The sequence below is a fragment of the Plastoroseomonas arctica genome (genome assembly GCF_018128965.1).
In the GTDB taxonomy this organism is placed as follows: Bacteria; Pseudomonadota; Alphaproteobacteria; order Acetobacterales; family Acetobacteraceae; genus Plastoroseomonas; species Plastoroseomonas arctica.
The window spans coordinates 1-21,491 of the sequence record NZ_JAAEDH010000015.1; the positions used below are offsets into that span (position 1 = coordinate 1).

The following is a 21,491-nucleotide window of genomic DNA, read 5'->3' on the forward strand; positions in this document are numbered from 1 at the left end:
TGATCGCCGGCTGGATGCCGCGCGCCCTGGCCGAGGCCGCGCGCGGACGCGCGCAGGTCGCCCATGCGGCGATGGCGCGGGACGCCGCGCAGGCGGCACTCGCCCAGGCGCGGCGGCAGGAACAGGTTCTGGAGAGCCTCGCTGGAGCCCGCGCGGCGGCCCGCGCGCTCGAAGCTGCGCGGCGGGAGCAGGCGCGGCTGGATGATCGCGCGCAGGCGGGGCACGGCCATCACGGCGAACTGGGGAGCATCCGATGAGCGACACGCTGCTGGCGGCCGGCGAGGCGCTGGCCGCCACGCTGATGGCCGAGACCGCCGCCCTCAAGGTGCCCGGCCATCCGCAGGCGGGCGCCCTCGGCGCGGCGAAGACGGCCGCGCTGGAGACCTTCGCGACCCTGCTCGCCGCCGACCCGCCGCCGCCGCGGCAGATGCGTGCGATGCTGCTGCTGGCGAGGCTGCGCCACCTCGCCGACGCCAACCAGGCGGCGTTGGAATCCGCGCTTCGGGTGCAGGCGGCGGTGCTCGAGGTGCTGCACGACGCGATGCAGCGCGGCGAGGCAGCCGGCGGCCAGGCGGCGGTCTCCTTCCGGGTCTGACCGGGCGCGGTTCTCAAGCCGCGCCGGCGGTGGCAGGCTGGCGCGGAAGGGGCGCGCACTGCCCCAAGGGAGCGACCGCGCCATGGCTATCACCAAGCGAGCCCTGCTGGCCGCCCCCCTGCTGCTGTCAGGCGTCGCCCGGGCGCAGGTTTGGCCCAGCCGCGCCATCACCATCATGGTGCCCAACCCGCCCGGCGGCGGCAGCGATTTCGCCGCGCGCCTGTTCACCGAGGGTTTGTCGCAGGCGCTCGGCCAGCCGGTGGTGATCGACAACCGGCCGGGTGCGAACGGCAATATCGGCATCATGGCGGCGGTGCGCGCCGTGCCCGACGGGCACACCCTGCTGATGCAGTATTCCGGCTACCACGCCGGCAACCCCGCGATGATGCGCAACCTCGCCTGGGACCCCGTGCGCGATCTGGCGCCCGTGGGCATGGCGACCATGGCGCCGCACGTGGTCCTCGCGGCACCCAACCTGCCGGCGAATACGCTGGCCGAGTTCATCGCCTATGCGCGGGCCAATCCGGGCCGGGTGAACTTCGCCTCCTCCGGCAATGGCTCGATCCAGCACATCGCGGGCGAGGTGCTGTCGCGCGCGATCGGCGCGCCCATGGTCCACGTGCCCTATCGCGGCGCAGCACCCGCGCTCCAGGATGTCGCCGGCGGGCGCGTCGAGATCTTTATCACCACGCCCTCCTCGGGCATCGCGCTGGTCCAGGCCGGCCGGATCAAGGCGCTGGCCACGGCAAGTGCCGAGCGCAGCCCCGCGCTGCCCGACGTACCCACCACGGCCGAGGCTGGGCTGCCCGGCTACACCATGGATGCCTGGTTCGCCTTCTTCGCCCCCGCCGGCGTGCCCGAGCCGGTGCTGGAGCGGCTGAACGCCACGCTTCGCAGCCTCGCCGCGGACCCGGTCATCCGCCGTCGCGCCGAGGAGGGCGGCACCCGCCTCGCGGCGATGACGCGGGCCGAGCTCGACACGCTGGCGCGGGCGGAGATCGAGAGCCTGGGCGCGGTGATCCGCGGCGCCGGCATCGTGCTCGAATGACCGGAGTGCTGGCGTCTTAATAATGGTGAAATAACGCCCGATTCCGGGAGAAAGCGCTAGGGTTCTCGCCTGAGTGTTGGTTCGGAGGCGCTCCATGGCTCGGGACTTCGTCGCACGCAACCCTGCCCCCGCCTACAGCGTGGAAGGGCTATCGCACCTGGTACAGGAAATCGACGCGCTGCTCGGGCATCTTGCCCGCGCCGAGCCTGGCGCGCTCGAGGCCTGCTTCATGGACAGCCGCGGCGCCGGCACCGCGGCCCCCAAGGTGCAGCCGCCGCGCGCCATGGACACCGCGCCGGAAACCCTGCGCGGCTTCGTCGAGCGCGTGGCCGCGATCACCGTCGCCTTTTCCTCCCGCGCCGGGCACATCGCCGACGCCAAGGAGCTGATGCCGCCCAACGACTACTCCTTCCTGCTGGAGGTGCGCAGCTTCCTCGCGCAGCTGGTGCTGCCGGCTTCGGTCGACACCATCCTGGTGACCCAGGGCTACCATGACGGTCTCGCCTGCCTGGCGCGCGTGCCGGGCTGGTTCGCGCGGATCGGGGCGACGCTGGGCGCGGTGATGCCGGACCTCCGTCGCGACCGGCGCGGCGGGCCTGCGCTCGCGCCCTGCCTGGCGGCGCCGCCGCACACGACCGGGGCGCCCGAGCCCGTGCGCCTGCATCCGGCCACGGAATCCGGCTGGCGCTTCGCCGGGCTCGCGCGACGGCTGCGGCAGACCGCCGTGTTCATGGTGTTCGTGACGCTCACCTTCGCGCTGTATGTGTTTTCGGGGAAGACGCTGCAGGAGGAGGCGCAGCGCCTGCAAACGTCGCTGGGCGGCATCCAGCAGCAGATCGACAGCGATTTCGATCGCAATGCGCCACGCGCCCCGGGGGCGATCGACCGCTCGCCGGTGCTCACCGACCGGATGGGTCAGCTGCGCGAGGCGGGCTTCGTGTTCGACCCGACGCTGTCCTATTGCGACCAGCCCTTCCTCGACGACACCGGCATCATCCGCTACGCGCGCCCGTCGCAGGAGCTGAACTGCAATCGGCTGTGGGGCGTGAACCGGGCCGTCAACCAGAACAACCGCCAGATGCAGGCGTGGATCGCGCCGGCCCTGTGGCCCGGCTTCAGCTGGCTGTTCGGCCTGTTCGACGTGGTGGCAAGCGATACCGATGCGCAGGTGCAGGAGGATGGCCGCCCCATGCGCGCCGAGCGGCTGCGGCTGCGCAATCGCGTCGGACTGCTGCGCGTCTTTCCCGAAAATGCCCGGTTGATCAGCGCGCCGGAAGCCGAGGCGCTGGCGCTCCGCCGGGCCTGCGAAACCTCGGAGCGCACCAAGGGCGACGCCCCGAGCCTGCGCGCCGGCGCCAATCCGCCCGAGCCCGTCCAGGCGGTCCAGTCGCCCGATCCGTCGCAGCCCCCGCAGGACGCACCGCCCCCGGCCGCACCCACTCCACCTGCCGCCCCCGCGCCGCGGGCGATTAGCTGCGGGTCGGGCCTGCAGCCGGCTATGTTCACCACCATGGTCGTCGAGCGGGACCGCATCCTGCAGAACGCCACCGACCAGTTCCTGCAGATGCGCCTGGCACTGCCGATCAACGCCCAGACCGAGCGGGCCAGCCCGATCCGGGTGCGCGTGGTGATCGAGGGCCTCACGCTCTATGTGCTGCCGGTGCTGTTCGCGGTGCTCGGCGCCTTCGTCTCGGTGCTGCGGGAGATCAGGCGGCGCGCGGACGCCGCGCTGCTTACGCTCACCGAGCAGTCGCGCATGCTGACCACATTGGTGTTGGGCGCCTCATTCGGCGCCGTGGTGTCGCTGCTGGCCGAGATCTTGCGCGGCGGCAGCACCGCCTCGCCGACCGCGGCGGCGATCTCGCTCGGCCTGTGGCCGCTCGCCTTCCTCGCTGGCTATGCGGTGAGCCATGTGTTCCGCATGCTGGATGCGGCGGTCGATCGCATCTTCGGCCAGCGCCAGCCGCCGGACCGGCCGGCGGTGCGGGAGGCTTGATTGCAGCGGTCATGAAGAATGGCCGCCGCAATCACGGCTTTTCATGCCCTCAGGCGGCGGGCACCGCCTTCGGCGGCTTGCATCGTCGGACAACCGGCGTTCGCCCATTCGAGCTCGCGGCCCGCATGGCGGGCCGAAGGCTGAGGACCCAAGGCGCCAGGTCGTCGCCTACTCCGCCGCGATCAGCTTGATCCGCTTGCCCTCGACGCCGAGTGCCAGCCGTCCAGCCTTCAGGTTCAGCGCCGCCTCGCCGAACACCGTCCGGCGCCAGCCATGCAGGGCGGGGACATCGCCTTCCCCGGTCGCGAGCTTGTCGAGCTCCTCGCTGTTGGCGAGCAGCTTGGGCGCCACGTCATGCTCCTCACTCTTCGCCGCCAGCAACACCTTGAGCAGCGCGATCAGCGCGGGCGAGGGGGCGGGGCCAGTGCGTTCGCGCGCCGCCTCGGGCAGTGCCGCGTCGGGCAGGTTGGCGCCGGCCTGGATGGCGGCCAGCAGCGTCACGCCCGACTTGCCGCGCGCGAAACCCTCGCTGATGCCGCGCGCGCGGGATAGCGCATTGGCATCCGCCGGCACGGTTGCGGCGATTTCGAGCAGCGTCTCGTCCTTCACCAGGCGCTGGCGGGGGATGTTGATGCGCTGCGCCTCGATCTCGCGCCAGGCGGTGATGGCCTGCAGCACGCCGAGGAAGCGACGGTTCTGGGTGCGCGGCTTGAGGCGCTCCCACGCGGTTTCGGGGTCCTGGCGGTAGGTGGCGGGCTCGTGCAGGGCGGCCATCTCCTCGGCGACCCAGCTGTCGCGGCCGTCTCGAGCGAGCTTGTCGCGGAGCGCCGTGTAGATGCGCCGCAGATGGGTCACGTCGGCCGCCGCATAAGCGATCTGCGAGGCGGAGAGCGGACGGGCCGACCAGTCCGAGAAGCGGTGCGCCTTGTCGATCTGGGCGCCGGCGAGCGCCCGGGCCAGCGCGTCGTAGCTCACCTGGTCGCCGAAGCCCGCGACCATCGCGGCCACCTGGGTGTCGAACATCGGGGTCGGCACGGCGCCGTATTTGAGCAGGAAGATCTCGATGTCCTGCCGCGCGGCATGGAACACCTTGGTCACCGCCGTGTTCGCCAGCAGCACGCCGAGCGGGGCCAGGTCGAGGCCGGGTGCTAGGGCATCCACCACGGCGACGTCGTGCGTGCCCGCGAGCTGGATGACGCAGAGCTCCGGCCAATAGGTGCGCTCGCGCATGAATTCGGTGTCGACGGTCACGAAATCCTCGCCGCCAAGGCGTTCGCATAGCGCGGCGAGGTCTGCGGATTCGGTGATCAGGACGGTGTCGGGATCGGGTTCGGGGAGGCGACGGCTCATGGGGAAAACTTCTAGCGCCCGGGCGAGCCGCCGGATAGCCGCCCGGGTTTGGGGTGGTTTCGGGCCTGATCGCCGCGCTAGCCTCGGACCATGCGAAGCCAGGAGGCGAGGATGCGGCGGCGGCGTGTTCTGGGTGGATTGGGGATGGCGACGCTCGCCGGCACGGCGGGCGCGCAGCCGGCGCCGCGCCCGCTGGCGGTCTATCCCAATGGCACCTTCCTCGAAAACCTGATCCTGCGGAATGACGGCTCGGTGCTGTTCACCAGCTACTTCGCGCGGCGCATCGAATCGCACTTGCCGGGGATCGGCGCGGCGGCCTTCGCGGAGGTCGATGGGCACCCGGTGAGCCTCGCCGCGCTACCGCAGGGGGGGTACGCACTCGCGATCCATGGTGCGCCCTTCACCGGTGGTCCCGCGGCGTTGCGCGGTGGCTGCGCGGTGCTGATCCTCGACCCGGCGGGGCGCGAGGAGCGGCGCATCGCGCTGCCCGAGGCGATCTTCCTCAATGGCTGCCTGCTGCGCGCCGATGGCTCGCTGCTGGTGGTGGATGCGGCGCTGGGCCGCATCTGGGCGGTCGAGCTCGGCGGCGGCACGGTGCGCGTGTGGCTCGAGGATGCGGCTTTCGCGCCTGATCCGGCGCGGCCCGGACTGCCCGGCGTGAACGGCATCAAGCCATCGCTCGATGGCGCGTCGCTGCTGGTCTCCAACTCGGCGAGCCAATCCCTGATGAGCGTGCCACTCGGACGCGCCGGTGCGCCGGGCGGTCCGCCCGTGCCGGTCGCGCGCTTCCCGGGCATCGATGATTTCTGGGTCATGCCCGATGGGGTGATCTGGGCCGCGACGCATGGCCCCGCGATTGCGCGGCTGCGCCCGGGTGCCGCGACGCCGGAGGTGTTTCCCGCGCTCGGCCTCGAGGGCAACACTGCGCTCATCCCCGCGCCGGATGGCAGCGGGCTCTATGTGCTGGGCACCGGCGGGCTCGCCGAGGGTGGGCGCGGGGAGGCGATGCTGGCGCTGTTCCCCTGGCCTGCATGAGCCGCCGGAAGGGTTGACAGTCACGCGGGGCAAGCCCCTTTTGCCGCCCTCCCGCAACTGAACTTCCAGGTTGATCCATGCACGCCTATCGCACCCACACCTGCGCCGGCCTCCGTGCCTCCGATGCCGGGGCTGTCGCGCGCCTGTCGGGCTGGGTGCATCGCAAGCGCGACCATGGCGGGCTTCTGTTCCTCGATCTGCGTGACCATCACGGGCTGACGCAATGCGTGGTGGCGCAGGGATCCGCGATGCTCGCGACGCTGGAGGCGCTGCGGCCAGAGAGCGTGGTGACCGTCACGGGCGAGGTGGTGCTGCGCGCGCCGGGCACGGTGAACGCGAAGCTGCCGACCGGCGAGATCGAGCTGCGGGTGCGCGAGGTGACGGTGCAATCCGCCGCCGAGCAGCTGCCCATCCAGGTCGCGGGCGAGCAGGAGTTCCCCGAGGATCTGCGGCTGCGCTACCGCTTCCTCGACCTGCGCCGCGAGAAGCCGCATCGCAACCTGATGCTGCGCTCATCGGTGATCGCCTCGATCCGCCGGCGCATGATCGAGCAGGGTTTTACGGAGTTCCAGACGCCGATCCTGACAGCGAGCAGCCCCGAGGGCGCACGCGACTTCCTGGTGCCGGCACGGCTGCATCCGGGGAAATTCTACGCGCTGCCGCAGGCGCCGCAGCAGTTCAAGCAGCTCGCGATGGTGGCGGGCTTCGACCGCTACTTCCAGATCGCGCCCTGCTTCCGCGATGAGGCGTCGCGCGCCGACCGCTCGCCCGGCGAATTCTACCAGCTTGATTTCGAGATGAGCTTCGTCACGCAGGAAGACGTCTTCGCCGCGATCGAGCCGGTGCTGGCCGGCGTCTTCGAGGAGTTCTGCGACTGGACCGGCACGCGGCGCGCGGTCACGCCCGCGCCGTTTCCGCGCATCCCCTTCGACCAGGCGATGCTGGAATTCGGCTCCGACAAGCCGGACCTGCGCAACCCCATCCGTATCCGCGATGTCTCCGACCACTTCGCCGGCGGCGGCTTCGGCCTGTTCGAGAAGGTGACGGCCGGCGGCGGCGTGGTCCGCGCCATCCCCGCACCGGGGGCCGCGTCTCAGCCGCGGCGCTTCTTCGACACCATGAACGAGTGGGCGCGGGGCGAGGGCGCCGGCGGCCTGGGCTACATCGCCTTCGAGGCCGGTGAGGCCAAGGGTCCCATCGCGAAGAACCTGCAGCCCGAGCGCGTCGCGGCCATCAAGGACGCCTGCGGCCTCGCCGATGGCGACGCGGTGTTCTTCGCCGCCGGCAAACCCGCCGATGTCGCAAAGATCGCCGGCAAGGCGCGCGCCCGCCTCGGCAACGAGCTCGGCCTGGTCGAGAAGGACGCCTACCGCTTCTGCTGGGTCACCGACTTCCCGATGTACGAGATGAACGAGGAGACCGGGCAGATCGACTTCAGCCACAACCCCTTCTCCATGCCGCAAGGGGAGCTGGAGGCCTTGAACACGCAGGACCCGCTGACCATCAAGGCTTTTCAGTATGACATCGTGTGCAACGGCATCGAGCTTTCCAGCGGTGCCATCCGCAACCACCGCCCCGACATCATGCTCCGCGCCTTCGAGATCGCGGGCTATGGCGCCGATGTGGTCGAGGCGCGGTTCGGCGGCATGCTCAACGCCTTCCGCTACGGCGCGCCGCCGCATGGTGGCTCGGCGCCGGGCATCGACCGCATCGTGATGCTGCTGGCCGACGAGCCCAACATCCGCGAGGTGATCCTGTTCCCGATGAACCAGCAGGCGGAAGATCTGATGATGGGCGCGCCGGCCGAGGTGGAGCCCGCACGCCTGAAGGAATTGTCGATCAGGCTGGATATCGCGCCGCCCAAGGGTGCGGCGGCGGGCAAGGCTCCCTAAGTGCAGGGTTGCGGCGAAGGATGATGGCGATGCGGCGTGGTCTGGCCCTGGTTCTCGGGATGGCGTGTCTGGTGGGGGGAGCCGCGGCGCAGGTGCCGCTCGGCACGCCCATCGATGCGCGGCAGATGGTCGGCCATCGCGCCGCCTATCGCCTGGTGCTCGACCGCGCGCGCGACAACTCCGACATCGCCCAGGCCTCGGGCGCGATGCTGTTCGAGGTGCTGGACGCCTGCGACGGCTGGACCGTGCGCCAGCGCCTGACGCTGAAGCTCACCGACCGCGACGGCAACGAGACCGAGACCGTCTCCGACTACTCCACCTATGAGACGCGCGACGGCACGCGGCTGCGCTTCGCGCTCACCCAGTCGAGCCAGGGTGCGGTCAGCAGCCAGGTCCAGGGCGAGGCGGAGGTGACGGCCACCGGCGGCACCGTGCGCTTCGCCCAGCCCAATGCGCGCGAGATCGCGCTACCGGCCGGCACGCTGCTGCCGATGGCGCACACCATCGCCACGCTGAACGCGGCGCGCGCCGGAACCCGCATCCTCGCCGTGCCGCTGCTCGACGGCACCACCGCGAGCGGTCCGCAGGACACCACGACGGTGATGTCCGCCTGGCAGGCGGCGGCGATGACCGACCCGCGCTTCCCCGCGCTGATCCCGCTCGGCTCCTCGCGCATGCGCATCGCCTTCTTCGACCGAGACCAGACGAGCCAGAGCGGCGGCGCCGGCACGCCGGACTACGAGGTGAGCCTGCGCTACTACGAGAACGGCGTGGCCGACGAGCTGAAGATGGATTTCGGCGAGTTCGTGGTCGATGGCCGCATGGTCGAGCTCGCGGTGCTTCCCTCGCCCTGCTGAGATCGGCTTCGCGCCGGGTCGCGCCAGCGGATCAGGCCGCGAGCTCGGTATTCGCGCCGCACAGCAGCACGCCCACCCGCGCCCCCTGTGGCGGCACCCAGGCGCCGGAGCGCAGTGCGGCGAGGGCCGCCGCACCGCCGGGCTCCACCAGCAGGCGGCACGCCTCCCAGATCGCGCCGCGCGCCTCGGCGATAGCGGCGTCGTTGACCAGCACACTTGTCACGCCATGGGCGGCGATGGCAGCGAAGCCGAGCGCGCCGACCTGCCGCGCGCCGAGGCTGTCGGCGGCGAGGCCGCCGACCGGCGCCGGCACGGGACGCCCGGCGGCCAGCGCATCATGCAGGCTGGGGCATCCCTGTGGCTCCACGGCGACCAGGTGCTGCGCGGCATCCGCGCCCCAGTGCTGCGCCATCCCGCCGATGAGCCCGCCGCCACCGACCGCCACGAGCCAGTGCGTGCACGCCGGCGCATCCTCGGTGCATTCGAGTGCGACTGTGCCCTGGCCGGCGAGCACCTCGGGCTGGTCATAGGCGTGGATGATGCGCGCGCCGGTCTCGGCGGCGCGTGCCTCCGAGGCGAGGCGGGCCTCGTCGTAGTTGGCACCCCCGATGACCAGCCGCGCGCCGAACGCCCGGATGCGCGCGCGCTTTGCCTCGCCGCTGATCTCGGGGACGAAGATCTCGGCCGCGACGCCCAGCGCCTGCGCCGCGGCCGCGACCGCCGCGCCATGGTTGCCGCCCGAGGCGGCGATGACGCCGGCGGCGGGCACCGGCAGCGCGAGGATACTGTTGAAGGCACCGCGCGCCTTGAAGCTGCCCGAGAGCTGCAGGCATTCGAGCTTCAGCGTGAGCGGCACGGAGGCGAGCACCCCCGCGGGCAAGCGCAGCATGGGCGTGCGCCGGATATAGGGGGCGATGCGGGCGGCGGCGGCACGGATCATGGCGAGGGTCCCTGGATCACAGCGAGGCGTCGGCATCGAGGCGCAGGATATAGCCGCGCCACGCGGCGCGCGATGCGACGCGCTCATACAGCGCGACGGCCGCTGCATCGGCTTCGGGCACGAACCAGCGTAGATGGGAATGGCCGCGCGTTCGGGCTTCGGCCTCGGCGGCGGCGAGAAGGACGCGCGCGGCGCCGCGGCGGCGATGCGCGGGCAGGATGAAGAGGTCCTCGATCTGCCCGCAGCGTCGCGCGAAGACGATCTCGGGCAGTTCGACCATCACCAGGAACCCGACCGGCACGCCGTCGGCGAAGGCGCCGAGCAGCAGCGTGCCGTCGAGCAGGGCGGCGGCATCCTCGGCGCGCGCGTGGGTTGTGCCGTGCAGCAGCCCGCGCATCTCGGCGCCATAGGCAGCGATCAGCGGGATGGCGTCGGCGGGGTCGAGGTGCGCGGCGGTGATCATGGTCATCGTGCCCCCACATGCGAAGAGGGCGCCGCCCGCCTGCGCGGACGACGCCCTCTCGCCGGGATCGCTGGTCGCGTCAGGTCGTCGGCGCGTCGGAGGCGGGCGCCTCGGGCGGCGCGGCATCGACCATCGGCGCCGGCGTCTTCTTCACGCGCGGCTTGCGCGGCGCGGTCGTCTTCTTCGGAGCGGGCGGAGCCGCCTTCTTGGCTGCGGTCTTCTTCGGCGCAGTCTTCTTGGCGGCGGGCTTGGCAGCCGTCGCACGCTTGGCCGGAGCCTTCTTGGCAGCGGCCTTCTTCGGCGCGGCCTTCTTGGCTGCCGGCTTCTTGGCGGCGGCCTTCTTCGGCGCAGCCTTCTTGGCGGTGGTCTTCTTGGCGGCAGCCTTCTTCGGCGCAACCTTCTTGGCGGTGGTCTTCTTCGCGGCGGTCTTCTTCGGCGCGGCCTTCTTGGCGGCCGGCTTCTTCACGGCGGCCTTCTTGGCAGCCTTCTTCGGCGCGGCCTTCTTGGCGGCGGGCTTCTTCGCAGCCGCCTTCTTGGCAGCGGGCTTCTTCGCCGCCGGCTTCTTGGCCGCCGGCTTCTTCGCGGTCTTCTTCGCCGCGGCCATCGCCATGGCCTGAGCGCGCGGGGCGCTGTCCTCGGCGTCGTTGGTCTCGATGATGTCAGTCATAAGGTCAGGATCTCCGAACTGCGTTCCGATGTGGAGCGGCAACGCGCTGGCGGTTCGCCAGGTTGCGCCGCATGGGCGGGACAGCAGGGCAAGCCGCGCGGTGCCGATGCTGCGCGGATCCCGTTGCGCAGCCTCCGATCCCGAACGCGATCCCGGTGACACAGGCGCGGGGGGGATGGCGCCTCGCGGCGAGCCCTCCTGCTTCTCGGCCGCCGCGATGCCGCGCGATGTGCGTGGCCTTCGGCAGTGTGGGAGTCGCGTGGTTGGTCTTCACGCGCGCCCCCTGAGCCTGCGGTCCATGGACCGTCCTTCCCTGCTGCGGCGCGTCATGCTGGCGATGCTCGATCTTCGGTCAGCGTCACGGCGGAAAAATTTTCGCCTTGACGAATCGCTCGGTCGAATCGCGTCGAATGATGCGCGCGCGAATCACGCTATCTGCACGCGCATATTGTGTGTCAACAAATTCCGCATCGCGTCGCGCATTTTTCTGCGCGCGATGTCTGCGATGCGGTGTGCGAGCGCGCGCGACAACCGCGCTCGCAGTGGTGTCGCGACGGCGCGCGCCGTCGCGACACGTGCGTCAGCCGCGCGTGCTCATCGGCGGAACCGCGCGCTGCTCGGGACCAACATAGAAGGAGAGCGGGCGGATCAGCCGGTTGTCCGCGCCCTGCTCGAACACATGCGCGGCCCAGCCGGTGATGCGCGAGCAGACGAAGATCGGCGTGAACAGCGGGATGTCGAAGCCCATCAGGAAGTAGGCGGGGCCGGCAGGGAAATCGAGGTTGGGATGGATCTTCTTCTCCTCGAGCATCACCCGCGCGAGCACGGCGGAGGTGTTCATCCAGCGCGTGTCGCCCACGACCTCGGCCATGATCTCGGCGTATTTCTTCATCGTGGGGACGCGGCTGTCGCCGGATTTGTAGACGCGGTGGCCGAAGCCCATCACCAGCGCCTTGTGGTCGAAGCGCTCGCGCAGCCAGGCTTCCGCGGCCTCGGGCGAGGGGATCTCGCTCAGCATGTGCATCACGGCTTCGTTGGCGCCGCCGTGCAGCGGGCCCTTGAGGCTGCCGATGCCCGCCGTGATCGCGGAGTGGATGTCCGACATCGAGGAGGTGACCAGGCGCGTGGTGTAGGTGGACGCGTTGAAGGTGTGCTCGGCGTAGAGGATCATCGAGACGTCGAAGCTCTTGATGACCTCCTTCTGCGGCACCTTGCCGAAGACCATGTGGAAGAAGTTCTCGCAGAAGGGCAGGGACGCGTCGGGCGCGATCGGCTCGAGGCCCTTCGATAGCCGGTTCGCGGCGGCGACGGCGGCGGGGATCTTGGCCAGCAGCCGCAACGCCTTGCGCCGCTGGGCCGCGTCGGAGATGTCCGCCGTCTCGGCATCCTCCATGCCCATGAAGGAGACGGCTGTGCGGATCGCATCCATCGGATGCGCGTCGGCGGGGAACTCGCGCAGTACGCGCAGCAGCGCGGGAGATAGCGCGCGGTTGGCACGCTCCTCGGCCTGGAAGGCCGCGAGCTGGGCCGCGTTGGGCAGCTCGCCATGCCACAGCAGGTAGGCGACCTCCTCGAAGTTGCTCTCCTCGCACAGGTCCTGCACGGCGTAGCCGCGATAGGTGAGGCTGTTGGTCTCCGGCATCACCTTCGAGACCGCGCTCTCATCGGCATAGACGCCGACCAGGCCCTTCCGGATGTCAGGGGTTGCTTCGCTCATGCGTCTTCTCCGATGTCCCGTTGCTGTGTGGGAGCGGCCCTGCCGGCATAGACCAGGTAGGGCTCTCCTTCCTCCGTCCCCGCGCCATCGGCCTCGGCCACAACGCGGAATCCATGCCGCTCATAGAAGGTGCGCGCGGCGGCATTGCGCGCAAGGCAGGCCAGCGAGAGGCGGCCATGCGCCGCCAGCGCGTCGGCCAGAAGCCGCGTGCCGATGCCGCGCCGCCACCAGGCGGGGTGCAGGTAGAGATGGAACACCATCGCCCCGAACTCGCCATCGGTCCCATGCAGGCAATAGCCGGCGAGTGCGTTGGCGCTGGCCGCGACCCGGAGCCGCGCGCCGTCCGTCTGCCGTCGCGCGAGCCATCGCGCGACCGCCTCGACCGGATAGGCCTCGCGCACCCCGGGCAGCGCCGCCTCCCGCGCTGCGCGGTGGATCAGCGCCAGGGATGGCGCCTCCTCCGCCCGCGCGTCGCGCAGTTCGATCACGCTCAGAAGATGCCGGGCTTGGCGTCGAGCAGGGTGCCGGCCGGCAGGGTGACGTTCAGCGCCGCGAGCTCGCCCGCCTTGAGACTTGCGACATTCTGCGCGGCCTCGAGGAAGCGGTTCGACTCGCGCGCCGTGATGAGGCCTTCGGTGATGGTGCGGAACTTGTGGATGTACTCCGCGCGGCCGAACGGGCGGGCGCCATTCGGGTGGGCGTTGGCCACGCCCAGCTCGTCGATGATGGTGCTGCCGTCGTTCATCGTGATCTCGACGCGGCCGCCGAAAGCCAGGGTCTCCGGGTCGCGCGAGTGGTACTTCTCGGTCCAGGCCGGGTCCTCCCGGGTCTCGATCTTGTGCCACAGCCGCACGGTGTCGGCGCGGCCGGCACGCTTGGGTGCGTAGCTGTCCACGTGGTGCCAGCTGCCGTCCTGCAGGGCGACGGCGAAGATGTACATGATGGAGTGGTCCAGCGTTTCGCGGCTGGCCTTGGGGTCCATCTTCTGCGGGTCGTTCGCGCCGGTGCCGATCACGTAGTGCGTGTGGTGCGAGGTGTGGATCGTGATCGACTTGATCGCGTTGATGTCGCCGACCTGCTCGCGCATGCGGAAGGCGAGGTCGATCAGCGCCTGGCTCTGGTACTCGGCCGAGTGCTCCTTGGTGTAGCTGTCGAGGATGGCGCGCTTGCTCTCGCCGGGGCCGGGCAGGGGCACCTCGTAGTAGATCGGCTCGAACACCGTGCCGCGGCCCTTGCTGTCGGCCTGCGTGCGGCCCGAGAGCACCCAGGCGATGATGCTGTCCTCGCCCTCGTAAATCGGCGACGGGGCGCCTTCGCCGCGCATGCAGCGATCCACGGCCTCGACGGCGAGCTTGCCGGCATGGGCGGGGGCGTAGGCCTTCCAGGAGCTGATCTCGCCCTTGCGCGACTGGCGGAAGGTGATCGAGGTGTGCAGCGCCTGCTGGATCGCCTGGAAGATGACCTCCTGCTTGAGGCCCAGCAGCGTGCCGATGCCGGCCGCCTGGGCGGGGCAGAGATGGGCAATGTGGTCGACGCGGTGCTCGTGCAGGCAGATCGCGCGGACCAGGTCGATGTGCAGCTCGTAGCCGGTGGCGAGGCCGCGGATCAGGTCTCGGCCGGACTTCTCCATAGTCTGCGCGACGGCCAGGATCGGCGGGATATTGTCGCCGGGGTGGGAGTAATCGGCGGCGAGGAAGGTGTCGTGCATGTCGAGCTCGCGCACCGCGGTGCCGTTCGCCCAGGCCGCCCATTCGGGGGAGACGGTCACGCCCGGCTTGGCGCCGAACACGGTCGCACCGCCTTTCTTCGCGTGGCCCAGCGCCATGCCGCGGGCCGAGACCACGGGGCGGCGGTTGATGGCGGCGATGGCGACGGAGGCGTTGTCGATGATGCGGTTGATGATCATCTCCTGTACGTCGCGGTCCACCTTGATCTTGTCGGTGGCGACGGCGGCCATCTTCCAGGCGAGCTGGTCCTCGCGCTTGAGCAGCGCCTTGGATGGGTGGACCTTGACGGGATGCTTGATCATGGACGCGGTTTCCTCCTGCGGTGCGGGTGTTGTCGCGCCGCGGCGAAGCCGCGTCCATTCGGTTTGATGATAGGGGAGGACAGAATTTTTGTGGCGGTCGCCGGTGGGCCGATCATTCCCGAGCCCTCGCAACCATCACCGGTTCGCCGCCAGCAGCCCACGGCGGGATTTAGCCGCGCCAGCCCGCGACGGCGTGGCCGCCGAACACCATGCGGTTCACCGCCGGCACGGCGATGCTCGCGGGATAGCCGGGCGCGGGCGCGCTCACCGCATCAAGCCGCGCGCGCTGCTCGGGCGAGAGGGTGATCTCGAGGGCGGCGAGATTGTCGCGCAGCTGCTCGACGCGGCTCGCCCCCATGACGAGGCCTGTGATGCCTGGCCGCGCGAGCGACCATGCCAGCGCCACGGCGGCGGGCGACTGGTTCAGTTCCCCGGCGACCGCCGTGAGAACGTCGAGCACCGCCCAGTTGTGCGGGGTGAACTTCGAATCGCCGAACGGATTGGCGCCGCCGAGTCGGCCATGGCCGTCGCCGGCCTCCTCGCCGGGTCGGGCGGCCGCGCTCGGCAGGCCGCGCTCCGTGGGCGCGCGCCCCTCCACATCGGCGCGCCGGTACTTGCCGGTCAGCATGCCGCCGCCAAGCGGGCTCCAGCCGAGCGTGCCCAGGCCGAACTCCCGCGCGGCGTCCACATGCTCGGCCTCGATGCCGCGCTCGACGAGCGAGTATTCGAACTGCAGCGCGATCGGCGCCGGCAATGCATGGGCCGAGGCGAGTGTCGCGAGCTTCGCGATGTACCAGGCGGGCGCGTTTGAAATGCCGTAGTGCCGGATCTTGCCGGCGCGGACCAGCGTGGTCAGCGTCTGCAGCACCTCCTCGGCGGGGGTGACCATGTCCCAGACGTGCAGCCAGAAAAGATCGACGCAATCGGTACGCAGGCGCCGGAGCGAGCCTTCGAGCGCCGTTGTGATGTTCTTCGCACCATTGCCCCCCGCATGGGGATAGCCCGTCTCGCGTGCGAAGCCCGCCTTGGTGGCGAGCACCAGGCGGTGGCGGGCCTGATGGTCGTGGATGAAATTGCCCACCATCTCCTCGCTGCGTCCGGCGGAATACACGTCGGCGGTGTCGATGACGTTCCCCCCCGCCTCGACATAGGCGTCGAACACGGCGCGCGAGCTAGCCTCGCCCGAGCCCCAGCGCTTGGCACCGAAAGTCATGGTGCCCAGCGCGAAGGGGCTGACGACGAGGCCGGAGCGGCCGAGCGTGCGGAATGGCGTCGGGGTCATGGGTCACTTCCATATCGTTCGATAGGAAATCACTGGACCGCTTGCTTCGGCGCGTCAAGCGTTTCATAGTGATCATTATGAATGTGATTTCCGAACGCCGCCGCACCGGGCGCCCCCTGTCCTTCGATCGCGATGCCGCCCTGACCCAGGCGATGATGGTGTTCTGGCGCCATGGGTACGAGGCGACGTCGCTGGCCGACCTGACCACCGCAATGGGGGTGACCGCACCGAGCATCTACACGGCCTATGGCGACAAGAAGCGGCTGTTTCTGGAAGCCGTGCGGCGCTACCTCTCAGGGCCGGTCACCTCGGACAGCATCATCGACGAGGCGCCGGATGGGCGGGCGGCGGCCGCGCGGCTGCTGGAGACGGCGGCACTCGGCTTCACCGGCGACACGACGCCGCCGGGATGCCTGCTTGCCAGTGCGGCGATCAGCTGTTCCGCGGAAGCGGCCGACGTGCAGGCCGAACTCGCGGCCATCCGGCGCGGCATCGAGGATCGCCTGCGACGAAAGATCGCGGCCGATCGCGGGACCGACGCCGAGGCCCTGGCTGCCCATTGCATGGCGGTGGTCCAGGGCATGTCCACCCTGGCGCGGGATGGCGCGTCGCGCGGAAAGCTGCTGGAGATAGCGTCCATCGCCATGCGCGCTTGGCCGAACGCCTGATCGGCACAGCCCTGCGACGTGCTGCCCGGGAGTGGCGTCGCGCGGCGCGACGTGGTGGCTTGGCGCCCAGCCTTTCGCCCGGAGCCGCCTGATGAACGCCCGCCCGCCGCGCCACTGGATCAAGCGTCCGCCGCGGCCATCGCGCCCTGCCGTGGTCGCGACGCCGCCGACCATGCCACGGTCGCGGCGCGTGCTGATCGCGGCGGTGGCCGGCGTGGCCGTGGGCTTCTGCGCGGCCTATGTCGCGGCGAACACCCATCCGGACCCGGCGCTCACCTGGGCGGGTCTCGGCTTCGGCGGCGCGCTGGGCGCGGCCTTCGCCTGGCGTTTCAGCGGGTAGGCCGATCCCGTGGCGTGGTGCAGCATGGCCACCGACCCTTCCGCCGGAGTTCGATCATGCCGCGCATCCTCCACCTCGCCGGCGCCCAGATGGGCGCCAACCAGCGCGACGGCAGCCGCGCGCAGATCCTGGAGCGGATGATCGCGCTGCTCGACCAGGCCGCCGCCGCCGGCGCGCAGCTGGTCGTCTTCCCCGAGCTGCCCTTCACCACCTTCTTCCCGCGCTGGCTGCTGGAGCGCCAGGAGCTCGACAGCTATTTTGAGCGGGAATTCCCCGGCCCGCAGACCCAGGCGATCTTCGATCGCGCGCGGGAGAAGGGCGTGGGCCTGTACCTCGGCTATGCCGAGCTCACCGAGGGCGGACAGCGCTTCAACACGTCGGTCACCGTCGCCCCCGATGGTTCCATCATCGGCAAGTACCGCAAGGTGCACCTGCCAGGGACGGAGCAGCCGCGCGACGGCGCGCGTTTCCAGCAGCTCGAGAAGCGCTACTTCGAATATGGCGACCTCGGCTTCCCGGCCTTCCGCGGCCCGGCGAGTTGGGGCGGGCCGATCCTGGGCATGCTGGTTTGCAACGACCGCCGCTGGCCGGAGGCCTGGCGCTGCTATGGGCTGCAGGCGGTCGAGCTGATGCTGATGGGCTACAACTCCGCGGCTTACGACCCGCTCGGCGGCGAGAGCGAGGACCAGGCGCTGCGCACCTTCCACTCCACGCTCGCGGTGCAGGCGAACGCCTACATGAACGCGACCTGGGCCGTGAGCGTGGCCAAGGCCGGCGTCGAGGATGGCGCCGGGCTGATCGGCGGGTCGGTCATCATCGACCCGAACGGGCGCATCGTCGCGGAGGCGAAGACGCTCGGCGACGAGATCATCCTCGCCGAGGCGGACCTCGATGCCTGCCGCCAGGGCAAGGAGAAGATGTTCAACTTCGCCGCCCACCGCCGGCCCGACCAGTACCGGCGCATCGTGGAGCAGGTCGGCGCCATCCCGCCGGGGTGACCTTCACATGCCGTTGACGAAGCCCTGGCCGGCGGCGAAGCCGAACTCGCCGGGCAGCGCGCCGGGGAAGTAGAAGCACGGGCTCGGCGGCTTGGCACCGGCCATCTCGGCCGCGTCGAGGAAGGGCGTCGGGTCCAGCAGGTCCTTTCGCCGCTGGTATTTGGTGCCCTTCTGGGTGAGCGGACCGGTTTCCTTTCCCGAATACATCTCGAAATGCACCATGCTCATCTTGAGGCCCTTGAGCTGTCCGACCTCGCCGAGCAGCTGGCCCGCCTCCACCCGCGCGCCGGCCTTGATGCCGGCCGCGAGCTTGGGCTTCACCTCGCCGTAGCGCACGGTGAAGATGCCGTGGTCGACGGTGATGGCCCAGGTGCCGAGATAAAAGGGGCCGGCACTCACCACGGTGCCATCCGCGACCGCGTAGACCGGCGTGCCGATTGGTGCGTAAAGGTCGCAGCCGGCATGCAGCCGGTGGCCATGGTCGCGATTGGCGCCGAAGCGCCGCATGCCCTCCTTGTAGGATTCCTTGGGCATGAACTTGAGTGGAAAGCGCATGGCGAGGTCCCCCGTTCGATACGCCGGGCGATCTACATCCTGATACGACAGCGATCCAATCACGCCCCCGTGAGCAAAGCGCGTCGCCTCATTCCACCTGGATGTTGGCCGCCCGCAGCACCGGCTCCCACCGCCGCGTATCTTCCTCGATCACGCGGGCCAGCGTCGCGGCATCGCCGAAATCCGCCTCGATCCCGCGCTGGGCCAGCGCGGTGCGGCCCTCGGCGGTGTCGATCGCGACGCGCAGCGCGTTCTGCAACCGCACCACGATCGGCGCCGGCGTCCCGGCCGGCGCCAGCACCGCGCCCCAATTGTCGACCGCATAGCCCGGCAGCCCCGCAGCCTCGGCAACCGTGGGCACGCCGGGCATCAGCGGTGAAAGGCGCGCGGAGAGGCTGCCCAGTGCCCGAAGCTGGCCGCCGCGCACCAGCCCCTCCACCGCCGACCAGGGTGCCGAGACCAGCTCCACCTCGCCGGCGACCGCGGCGGTCACGGCGGGTGCGGTGCCGCGGTAGTGCACATGGGTCAGCTTGCCGCCGGACATCGCGTCCATCAGCTCGGCCGAGACGTGGGTGATGGTGCCGAGCCCGGGCGTGCCGTGGTTGAGCTGGCCGGGGCGGGCGCGCGAGATGGCGATGACTTCGGCGAGCGTGTTGACCAGCAGCTTCGGCCCTGCCGCGATGACCGTGGGCGCGAGTGCCACGCGCGCCACCGGGGCGAGATCGCGCCGCAGGTCGAAGGGCATGGTGCGGAAGACGAACTGGTTGACCACGATGGTGTTGAACACCGTGACCAGGGTGTAGCCATCGGGCACCGCCTTGGCGACGACGTCGGTGCCGATATTGCCGCCCGCGCCGGAGCGGTTTTCCGGTACCACGGGCTGGCCGAGCTGGTCGCCGAGGCGCTGGGCCAGCACGCGACCGAGGATGTCGCTTCCCCCACCGGGCGGGAAGGGGATCACCATGCGCAGCGGACGGTTGGGGTATTCGCCACTTTGGGCGTGGGCGGGCAGAGCAGCGAAGGCCGCCAACGCCAGGCTGCCGCGGCGGCCGATTCTCGTGTTGCTCATGGCGGGTCCTCCTGCATCGGCATTGCCCCAAACCCCGGCGATTGTCATCCGGCGCCGAGGCCGCGCACCATCCTTTGCAGCACCGCTTCGAGCGGCGTCGACCAGTCCTCGGGCGCGCCGAAGGCCGGGTCGTGCTGCAACCCGCCCTCGATGCACAGCACCGCGAAGCCATGCACGACGCACCAGGCGAGGGCCGTGTCGGCATAGGCGCGCGGCGTGGCGGCGGGGAGCGCGGCCAGCGCGCCGCGCAGAGCGCCATAGGCTTCGGCGGAGGCCGCCAGCAGCCGCGGCGAGGCGAGGTGCACGCGCTTGGAATGGAACATCAGCCGGAAGATCGCCGGCCGCGCGATGGCGGTGGCGACATAGGCACGCCCGATCGCGACCAGCCGCGCGACCGGGTCGGCGCAAGGTGCGGCCGCCGTGGCCATCGCCTGGGTGAGGCGCTCGAACCCGTTGGCGGCGAGTTCCGTGAGCAGCGCCGCGACGTCGGGGAAGTGATGCGCGGGCGCGGCGTTGGAGACACCCACGCGGCGGGCGAGTTCGCGTAGCGTGAAGCCCTCCAGCCCGCGTTCGGCGAGCAGGGCTTCGCCGGCGTCCAGGAGCGCCGTTCTCAGGTCGCCATGATGGTAGGCGGGCTTGGACAAGGACGGCTCCGGTGTTCTTCAACATATCTTGACGGCGTCAAAATCGCTTGTCATCTTGTCATCGTCAAGATCAGGAGCGGGCAATGAATCTGGAAACCATCTTCAGTGCCGCCAGCAGTCTCGCGCTGCTCGGCTGGCTGGGCCTGGCCGCCGGTGCGGCGTGGCGGCTGGACCGCCTCACCAGCGCCGTGGGCCTGCTGATCCCCGGCGTGCTGGCGCTGGGATACGCGGTGCTGCTGGCGATGACCCTGCCGGCCAGCGATGGCGGTTTCGACAGCCTCGACGCCGTGCGACGCCTGTTCGCGAACCCCTGGGTGCTGCTCGCGGGTTGGATCCATTACCTCTGCTTCGACCTGCTCACCGGGCACTGGATCGCGACGGAGACGCGCCGCCTGGGCCTGCCGCGCTGGCTGCTCATCCCGGCGCTGCCGCTGACCTTCCTGTTCGGCCCGCTCGGGCTGCTGGTGTTCTTCGCGGGTGCGGCGAGCCTGCCGCGCCGCGCGGCCCTGGCCTGAGGAGGGCGCGATGAGCATCACCCTTCGCGCCGTGCCGCGCTTTGTCGTCACCGGCCTGCTCCGCCACGAGCCGGCGTTGTCGCCGCTGGGCCTCATCCTTCTCGCCGCCACCCTGCCCACGCTGTTCGCCATGGCGATCGACGTGCGGCAATTCGGCGCCGCCTCGGTGTGGCTGAAGCCGTTCAAGTTCCAGCTGTCGCTCGGCGTGCACGTGCTGACCGTCGCCCTGGCGCTCGCGGCGCTGGACCCGGCGGCGCGCCAGGGACGGACCGCGCGCATCGCGATCACGGCCATGATCGCCGCGGTGGTCTTCGAGGCCGGCTACATCACGCTGCAGGGTGCGCTCGGCCTGCCCTCGCATTTCGCGCCGGGCCTGGTCGGCGGCATCCTCTATGGGCTGATGGGCCTGGGTGCGACCGCCATCGTGCTCGCGACCGCCACCCTCGGCGGGCTGATCCTGCGACGACCCGCGGCGGGCGTACCGGGCACGCTGCGCCTGGCAGCCGGTTCGGGCCTGCTCGTGAGCGGCGCCCTTGGCCTGGTGACCGGCTTTGCGATCTCGTTGTCGCAGGGGCCGATCGTGGGCGAGGCGGGTGGTGCCGGCGTGGCGCTGTTCGGCTGGTCGCGCAGCGCGGGCGACCTCCGCGTCGCCCATTTCATCGCGCTGCACGCCGCGCAGGGCCTGCCGTTGCTCGGCTTGCTCCTGCGCGAGACGGACCCGCGCATCGCGCGCGGCCCGCTGATCCTGGCCGCCTGCCTCTGGTCGGCGCTCGCGCTCGGCGCCATGCTGCAGGCCCTGGCCGGCATCCCGGCCTTCCCCATGCCCTGACC

Annotated in this window: 22 protein-coding genes and 1 pseudogene; 12 read left to right on the forward strand and 11 right to left on the reverse strand. The window is 70.7% G+C overall.

Annotated features, from left to right (window positions below; all coding sequences use genetic code 11):
• From GXW79_RS13425 to GXW79_RS13440, 4 genes and pseudogenes are all read left to right on the forward strand, one after another.
• Positions 1–257: pseudogene (locus tag GXW79_RS13425) on the forward strand (flagellar FliJ family protein); the annotation flags it as partial.
• The gene (locus GXW79_RS13430) at positions 254–595 is read left to right on the forward strand and encodes a hypothetical protein (protein ID WP_211874917.1); all 342 of its coding nucleotides are present in this window, start codon (positions 254–256) and stop codon (positions 593–595) included. The pseudogene GXW79_RS13425 and the gene GXW79_RS13430, both read left to right, overlap by 4 nt.
• Positions 596–677: 82 nt before the next feature.
• Entirely contained in the window at positions 678–1,643 is a 966-nt protein-coding gene (locus GXW79_RS13435) for a Bug family tripartite tricarboxylate transporter substrate binding protein (RefSeq protein WP_211874918.1), read from the forward strand.
• Positions 1,644–1,737: 94 nt separating this feature from the next.
• Positions 1,738–3,639 (forward strand): hypothetical protein, encoded by a 1,902-nt coding sequence (locus GXW79_RS13440; protein ID WP_211874919.1) that lies wholly within the window; start codon positions 1,738–1,740, stop codon positions 3,637–3,639.
• A gap of 168 nt (positions 3,640–3,807) precedes the next feature.
• Here the strand turns inward: GXW79_RS13440 and rnd are convergent, their stop codons facing one another.
• The gene (rnd, locus tag GXW79_RS13445; protein WP_211874920.1) at positions 3,808–4,989 is read right to left on the reverse strand and encodes a ribonuclease D; all 1,182 of its coding nucleotides are present in this window, start codon (positions 4,987–4,989) and stop codon (positions 3,808–3,810) included.
• A gap of 144 nt (positions 4,990–5,133) precedes the next feature.
• Between rnd and GXW79_RS13450 the strand changes: the two genes are divergently transcribed.
• The 3 genes from GXW79_RS13450 (at position 5,134) to GXW79_RS13460 (ending at position 8,773) form a co-directional block, all read left to right on the forward strand.
• Positions 5,134–6,024: an SMP-30/gluconolactonase/LRE family protein gene (locus GXW79_RS13450; protein WP_211874921.1), complete on the forward strand. Its 891-nt coding sequence runs from the start codon at positions 5,134–5,136 to the stop codon at positions 6,022–6,024.
• A 77-nt stretch (positions 6,025–6,101) separates the two neighbouring features.
• On the forward strand, positions 6,102–7,916 hold the full coding sequence (aspS, locus tag GXW79_RS13455) for an aspartate--tRNA ligase (RefSeq protein WP_211874922.1): 1,815 nt from the start codon (positions 6,102–6,104) through the stop codon (positions 7,914–7,916).
• Positions 7,917–7,945: 29 nt separating this feature from the next.
• The gene (locus GXW79_RS13460) at positions 7,946–8,773 is read left to right on the forward strand and encodes an EipB family protein (RefSeq protein ID WP_246503986.1); all 828 of its coding nucleotides are present in this window, start codon (positions 7,946–7,948) and stop codon (positions 8,771–8,773) included.
• 31 nt (positions 8,774–8,804) lie between these two features.
• On the opposite strand, the gene GXW79_RS13465 is transcribed toward GXW79_RS13460, so the two are convergent.
• The 7 genes from GXW79_RS13465 to GXW79_RS13495 form a co-directional block, all read right to left on the reverse strand.
• Positions 8,805–9,713 (reverse strand): serine/threonine dehydratase, encoded by a 909-nt coding sequence (locus GXW79_RS13465; RefSeq protein WP_246503987.1) that lies wholly within the window; start codon positions 9,711–9,713, stop codon positions 8,805–8,807.
• Between the two features lie 16 nt (positions 9,714–9,729).
• Positions 9,730–10,182, reverse strand: coding sequence for a GNAT family N-acetyltransferase (locus GXW79_RS13470; RefSeq protein ID WP_211874924.1), 453 nt, complete (start codon positions 10,180–10,182; stop codon positions 9,730–9,732).
• 73 nt (positions 10,183–10,255) lie between these two features.
• On the reverse strand, positions 10,256–10,843 hold the full coding sequence (locus tag GXW79_RS13475; RefSeq protein WP_211874925.1) for a histone H1-like repetitive region-containing protein: 588 nt from the start codon (positions 10,841–10,843) through the stop codon (positions 10,256–10,258).
• Positions 10,844–11,423: 580 nt separating this feature from the next.
• On the reverse strand, positions 11,424–12,560 hold the full coding sequence (locus GXW79_RS13480; RefSeq protein WP_211874926.1) for a bifunctional 2-methylcitrate synthase/citrate synthase: 1,137 nt from the start codon (positions 12,558–12,560) through the stop codon (positions 11,424–11,426).
• Positions 12,557–13,048, reverse strand: a complete 492-nt coding sequence (locus tag GXW79_RS13485) for a GNAT family N-acetyltransferase (RefSeq protein ID WP_211874927.1) — start codon at positions 13,046–13,048, stop codon at positions 12,557–12,559. Before GXW79_RS13485 ends, GXW79_RS13480 begins: the two co-directional genes overlap by 4 nt.
• A gap of 2 nt (positions 13,049–13,050) precedes the next feature.
• Positions 13,051–14,589, reverse strand: coding sequence for an MmgE/PrpD family protein (locus tag GXW79_RS13490; RefSeq protein WP_211874928.1), 1,539 nt, complete (start codon positions 14,587–14,589; stop codon positions 13,051–13,053).
• Positions 14,590–14,758: 169 nt separating this feature from the next.
• Complete coding sequence (locus GXW79_RS13495; protein ID WP_211874929.1) at positions 14,759–15,871, reverse strand: aldo/keto reductase; 1,113 nt, start codon at positions 15,869–15,871, stop codon at positions 14,759–14,761.
• A gap of 77 nt (positions 15,872–15,948) precedes the next feature.
• Between GXW79_RS13495 and GXW79_RS13500 the strand changes: the two genes are divergently transcribed.
• The 3 genes from GXW79_RS13500 (at position 15,949) to GXW79_RS13510 (ending at position 17,877) form a co-directional block, all read left to right on the forward strand.
• Positions 15,949–16,539, forward strand: coding sequence for a TetR/AcrR family transcriptional regulator (locus GXW79_RS13500; RefSeq protein ID WP_211875030.1), 591 nt, complete (start codon positions 15,949–15,951; stop codon positions 16,537–16,539).
• A 91-nt stretch (positions 16,540–16,630) separates the two neighbouring features.
• Entirely contained in the window at positions 16,631–16,879 is a 249-nt protein-coding gene (locus tag GXW79_RS13505; protein ID WP_211874930.1) for a hypothetical protein, read from the forward strand.
• A gap of 56 nt (positions 16,880–16,935) precedes the next feature.
• Positions 16,936–17,877 carry an N-carbamoyl-D-amino-acid hydrolase gene (locus tag GXW79_RS13510; protein WP_211874931.1) on the forward strand — a complete coding sequence of 314 codons (942 nt, stop codon included), beginning with the start codon at positions 16,936–16,938 and terminating at the stop codon, positions 17,875–17,877.
• A gap of 3 nt (positions 17,878–17,880) precedes the next feature.
• Here the strand turns inward: GXW79_RS13510 and GXW79_RS13515 are convergent, their stop codons facing one another.
• From GXW79_RS13515 to GXW79_RS13525, 3 genes are all read right to left on the reverse strand, one after another.
• Positions 17,881–18,432 carry a M23 family metallopeptidase gene (locus GXW79_RS13515; RefSeq protein WP_211874932.1) on the reverse strand — a complete coding sequence of 184 codons (552 nt, stop codon included), beginning with the start codon at positions 18,430–18,432 and terminating at the stop codon, positions 17,881–17,883.
• 88 nt (positions 18,433–18,520) lie between these two features.
• Complete coding sequence (locus GXW79_RS13520; RefSeq protein WP_211874933.1) at positions 18,521–19,501, reverse strand: Bug family tripartite tricarboxylate transporter substrate binding protein; 981 nt, start codon at positions 19,499–19,501, stop codon at positions 18,521–18,523.
• A 44-nt stretch (positions 19,502–19,545) separates the two neighbouring features.
• Positions 19,546–20,145, reverse strand: a complete 600-nt coding sequence (locus GXW79_RS13525; protein ID WP_211874934.1) for a TetR/AcrR family transcriptional regulator — start codon at positions 20,143–20,145, stop codon at positions 19,546–19,548.
• Between the two features lie 83 nt (positions 20,146–20,228).
• On the opposite strand from GXW79_RS13525, the gene GXW79_RS13530 reads away from it, so the two are divergent.
• The gene (locus GXW79_RS13530) at positions 20,229–20,660 is read left to right on the forward strand and encodes an ABA4-like family protein (RefSeq protein ID WP_211874935.1); all 432 of its coding nucleotides are present in this window, start codon (positions 20,229–20,231) and stop codon (positions 20,658–20,660) included.
• A gap of 10 nt (positions 20,661–20,670) precedes the next feature.
• The gene (locus tag GXW79_RS13535; protein WP_211874936.1) at positions 20,671–21,489 is read left to right on the forward strand and encodes a hypothetical protein; all 819 of its coding nucleotides are present in this window, start codon (positions 20,671–20,673) and stop codon (positions 21,487–21,489) included.
• Positions 21,490–21,491: the final 2 nt, after the last annotated feature.

Coding starts and splice junctions, on each gene's coding strand:
- GXW79_RS13510 (WP_211874931.1), top strand. CDS start 16,936: ATGCCGCGCATCCTCCACCTCGCCGGCGCCCAGATGGGCGCCAACCAG.
- GXW79_RS13440 (WP_211874919.1), top strand. CDS start 1,738: ATGGCTCGGGACTTCGTCGCACGCAACCCTGCCCCCGCCTACAGCGTG.
- aspS (WP_211874922.1), top strand. CDS start 6,102: ATGCACGCCTATCGCACCCACACCTGCGCCGGCCTCCGTGCCTCCGAT.
- GXW79_RS13465 (WP_246503987.1), bottom strand. CDS start 9,713: ATGATCCGTGCCGCCGCCGCCCGCATCGCCCCCTATATCCGGCGCACG.
- GXW79_RS13450 (WP_211874921.1), top strand. CDS start 5,134: ATGGCGACGCTCGCCGGCACGGCGGGCGCGCAGCCGGCGCCGCGCCCG.
- GXW79_RS13480 (WP_211874926.1), bottom strand. CDS start 12,560: ATGAGCGAAGCAACCCCTGACATCCGGAAGGGCCTGGTCGGCGTCTAT.
- GXW79_RS13500 (WP_211875030.1), top strand. CDS start 15,949: ATGAATGTGATTTCCGAACGCCGCCGCACCGGGCGCCCCCTGTCCTTC.
- GXW79_RS13470 (WP_211874924.1), bottom strand. CDS start 10,182: ATGACCATGATCACCGCCGCGCACCTCGACCCCGCCGACGCCATCCCG.
- GXW79_RS13475 (WP_211874925.1), bottom strand. CDS start 10,843: ATGACTGACATCATCGAGACCAACGACGCCGAGGACAGCGCCCCGCGC.
- GXW79_RS13505 (WP_211874930.1), top strand. CDS start 16,631: ATGAACGCCCGCCCGCCGCGCCACTGGATCAAGCGTCCGCCGCGGCCA.
- GXW79_RS13495 (WP_211874929.1), bottom strand. CDS start 15,871: ATGACCCCGACGCCATTCCGCACGCTCGGCCGCTCCGGCCTCGTCGTC.
- rnd (WP_211874920.1), bottom strand. CDS start 4,989: ATGAGCCGTCGCCTCCCCGAACCCGATCCCGACACCGTCCTGATCACC.
- GXW79_RS13535 (WP_211874936.1), top strand. CDS start 20,671: ATGAGCATCACCCTTCGCGCCGTGCCGCGCTTTGTCGTCACCGGCCTG.
- GXW79_RS13460 (WP_246503986.1), top strand. CDS start 7,946: ATGCGGCGTGGTCTGGCCCTGGTTCTCGGGATGGCGTGTCTGGTGGGG.
- GXW79_RS13490 (WP_211874928.1), bottom strand. CDS start 14,589: ATGATCAAGCATCCCGTCAAGGTCCACCCATCCAAGGCGCTGCTCAAG.
- GXW79_RS13520 (WP_211874933.1), bottom strand. CDS start 19,501: ATGAGCAACACGAGAATCGGCCGCCGCGGCAGCCTGGCGTTGGCGGCC.
- GXW79_RS13530 (WP_211874935.1), top strand. CDS start 20,229: ATGAATCTGGAAACCATCTTCAGTGCCGCCAGCAGTCTCGCGCTGCTC.
- GXW79_RS13435 (WP_211874918.1), top strand. CDS start 678: ATGGCTATCACCAAGCGAGCCCTGCTGGCCGCCCCCCTGCTGCTGTCA.
- GXW79_RS13430 (WP_211874917.1), top strand. CDS start 254: ATGAGCGACACGCTGCTGGCGGCCGGCGAGGCGCTGGCCGCCACGCTG.
- GXW79_RS13515 (WP_211874932.1), bottom strand. CDS start 18,432: ATGCGCTTTCCACTCAAGTTCATGCCCAAGGAATCCTACAAGGAGGGC.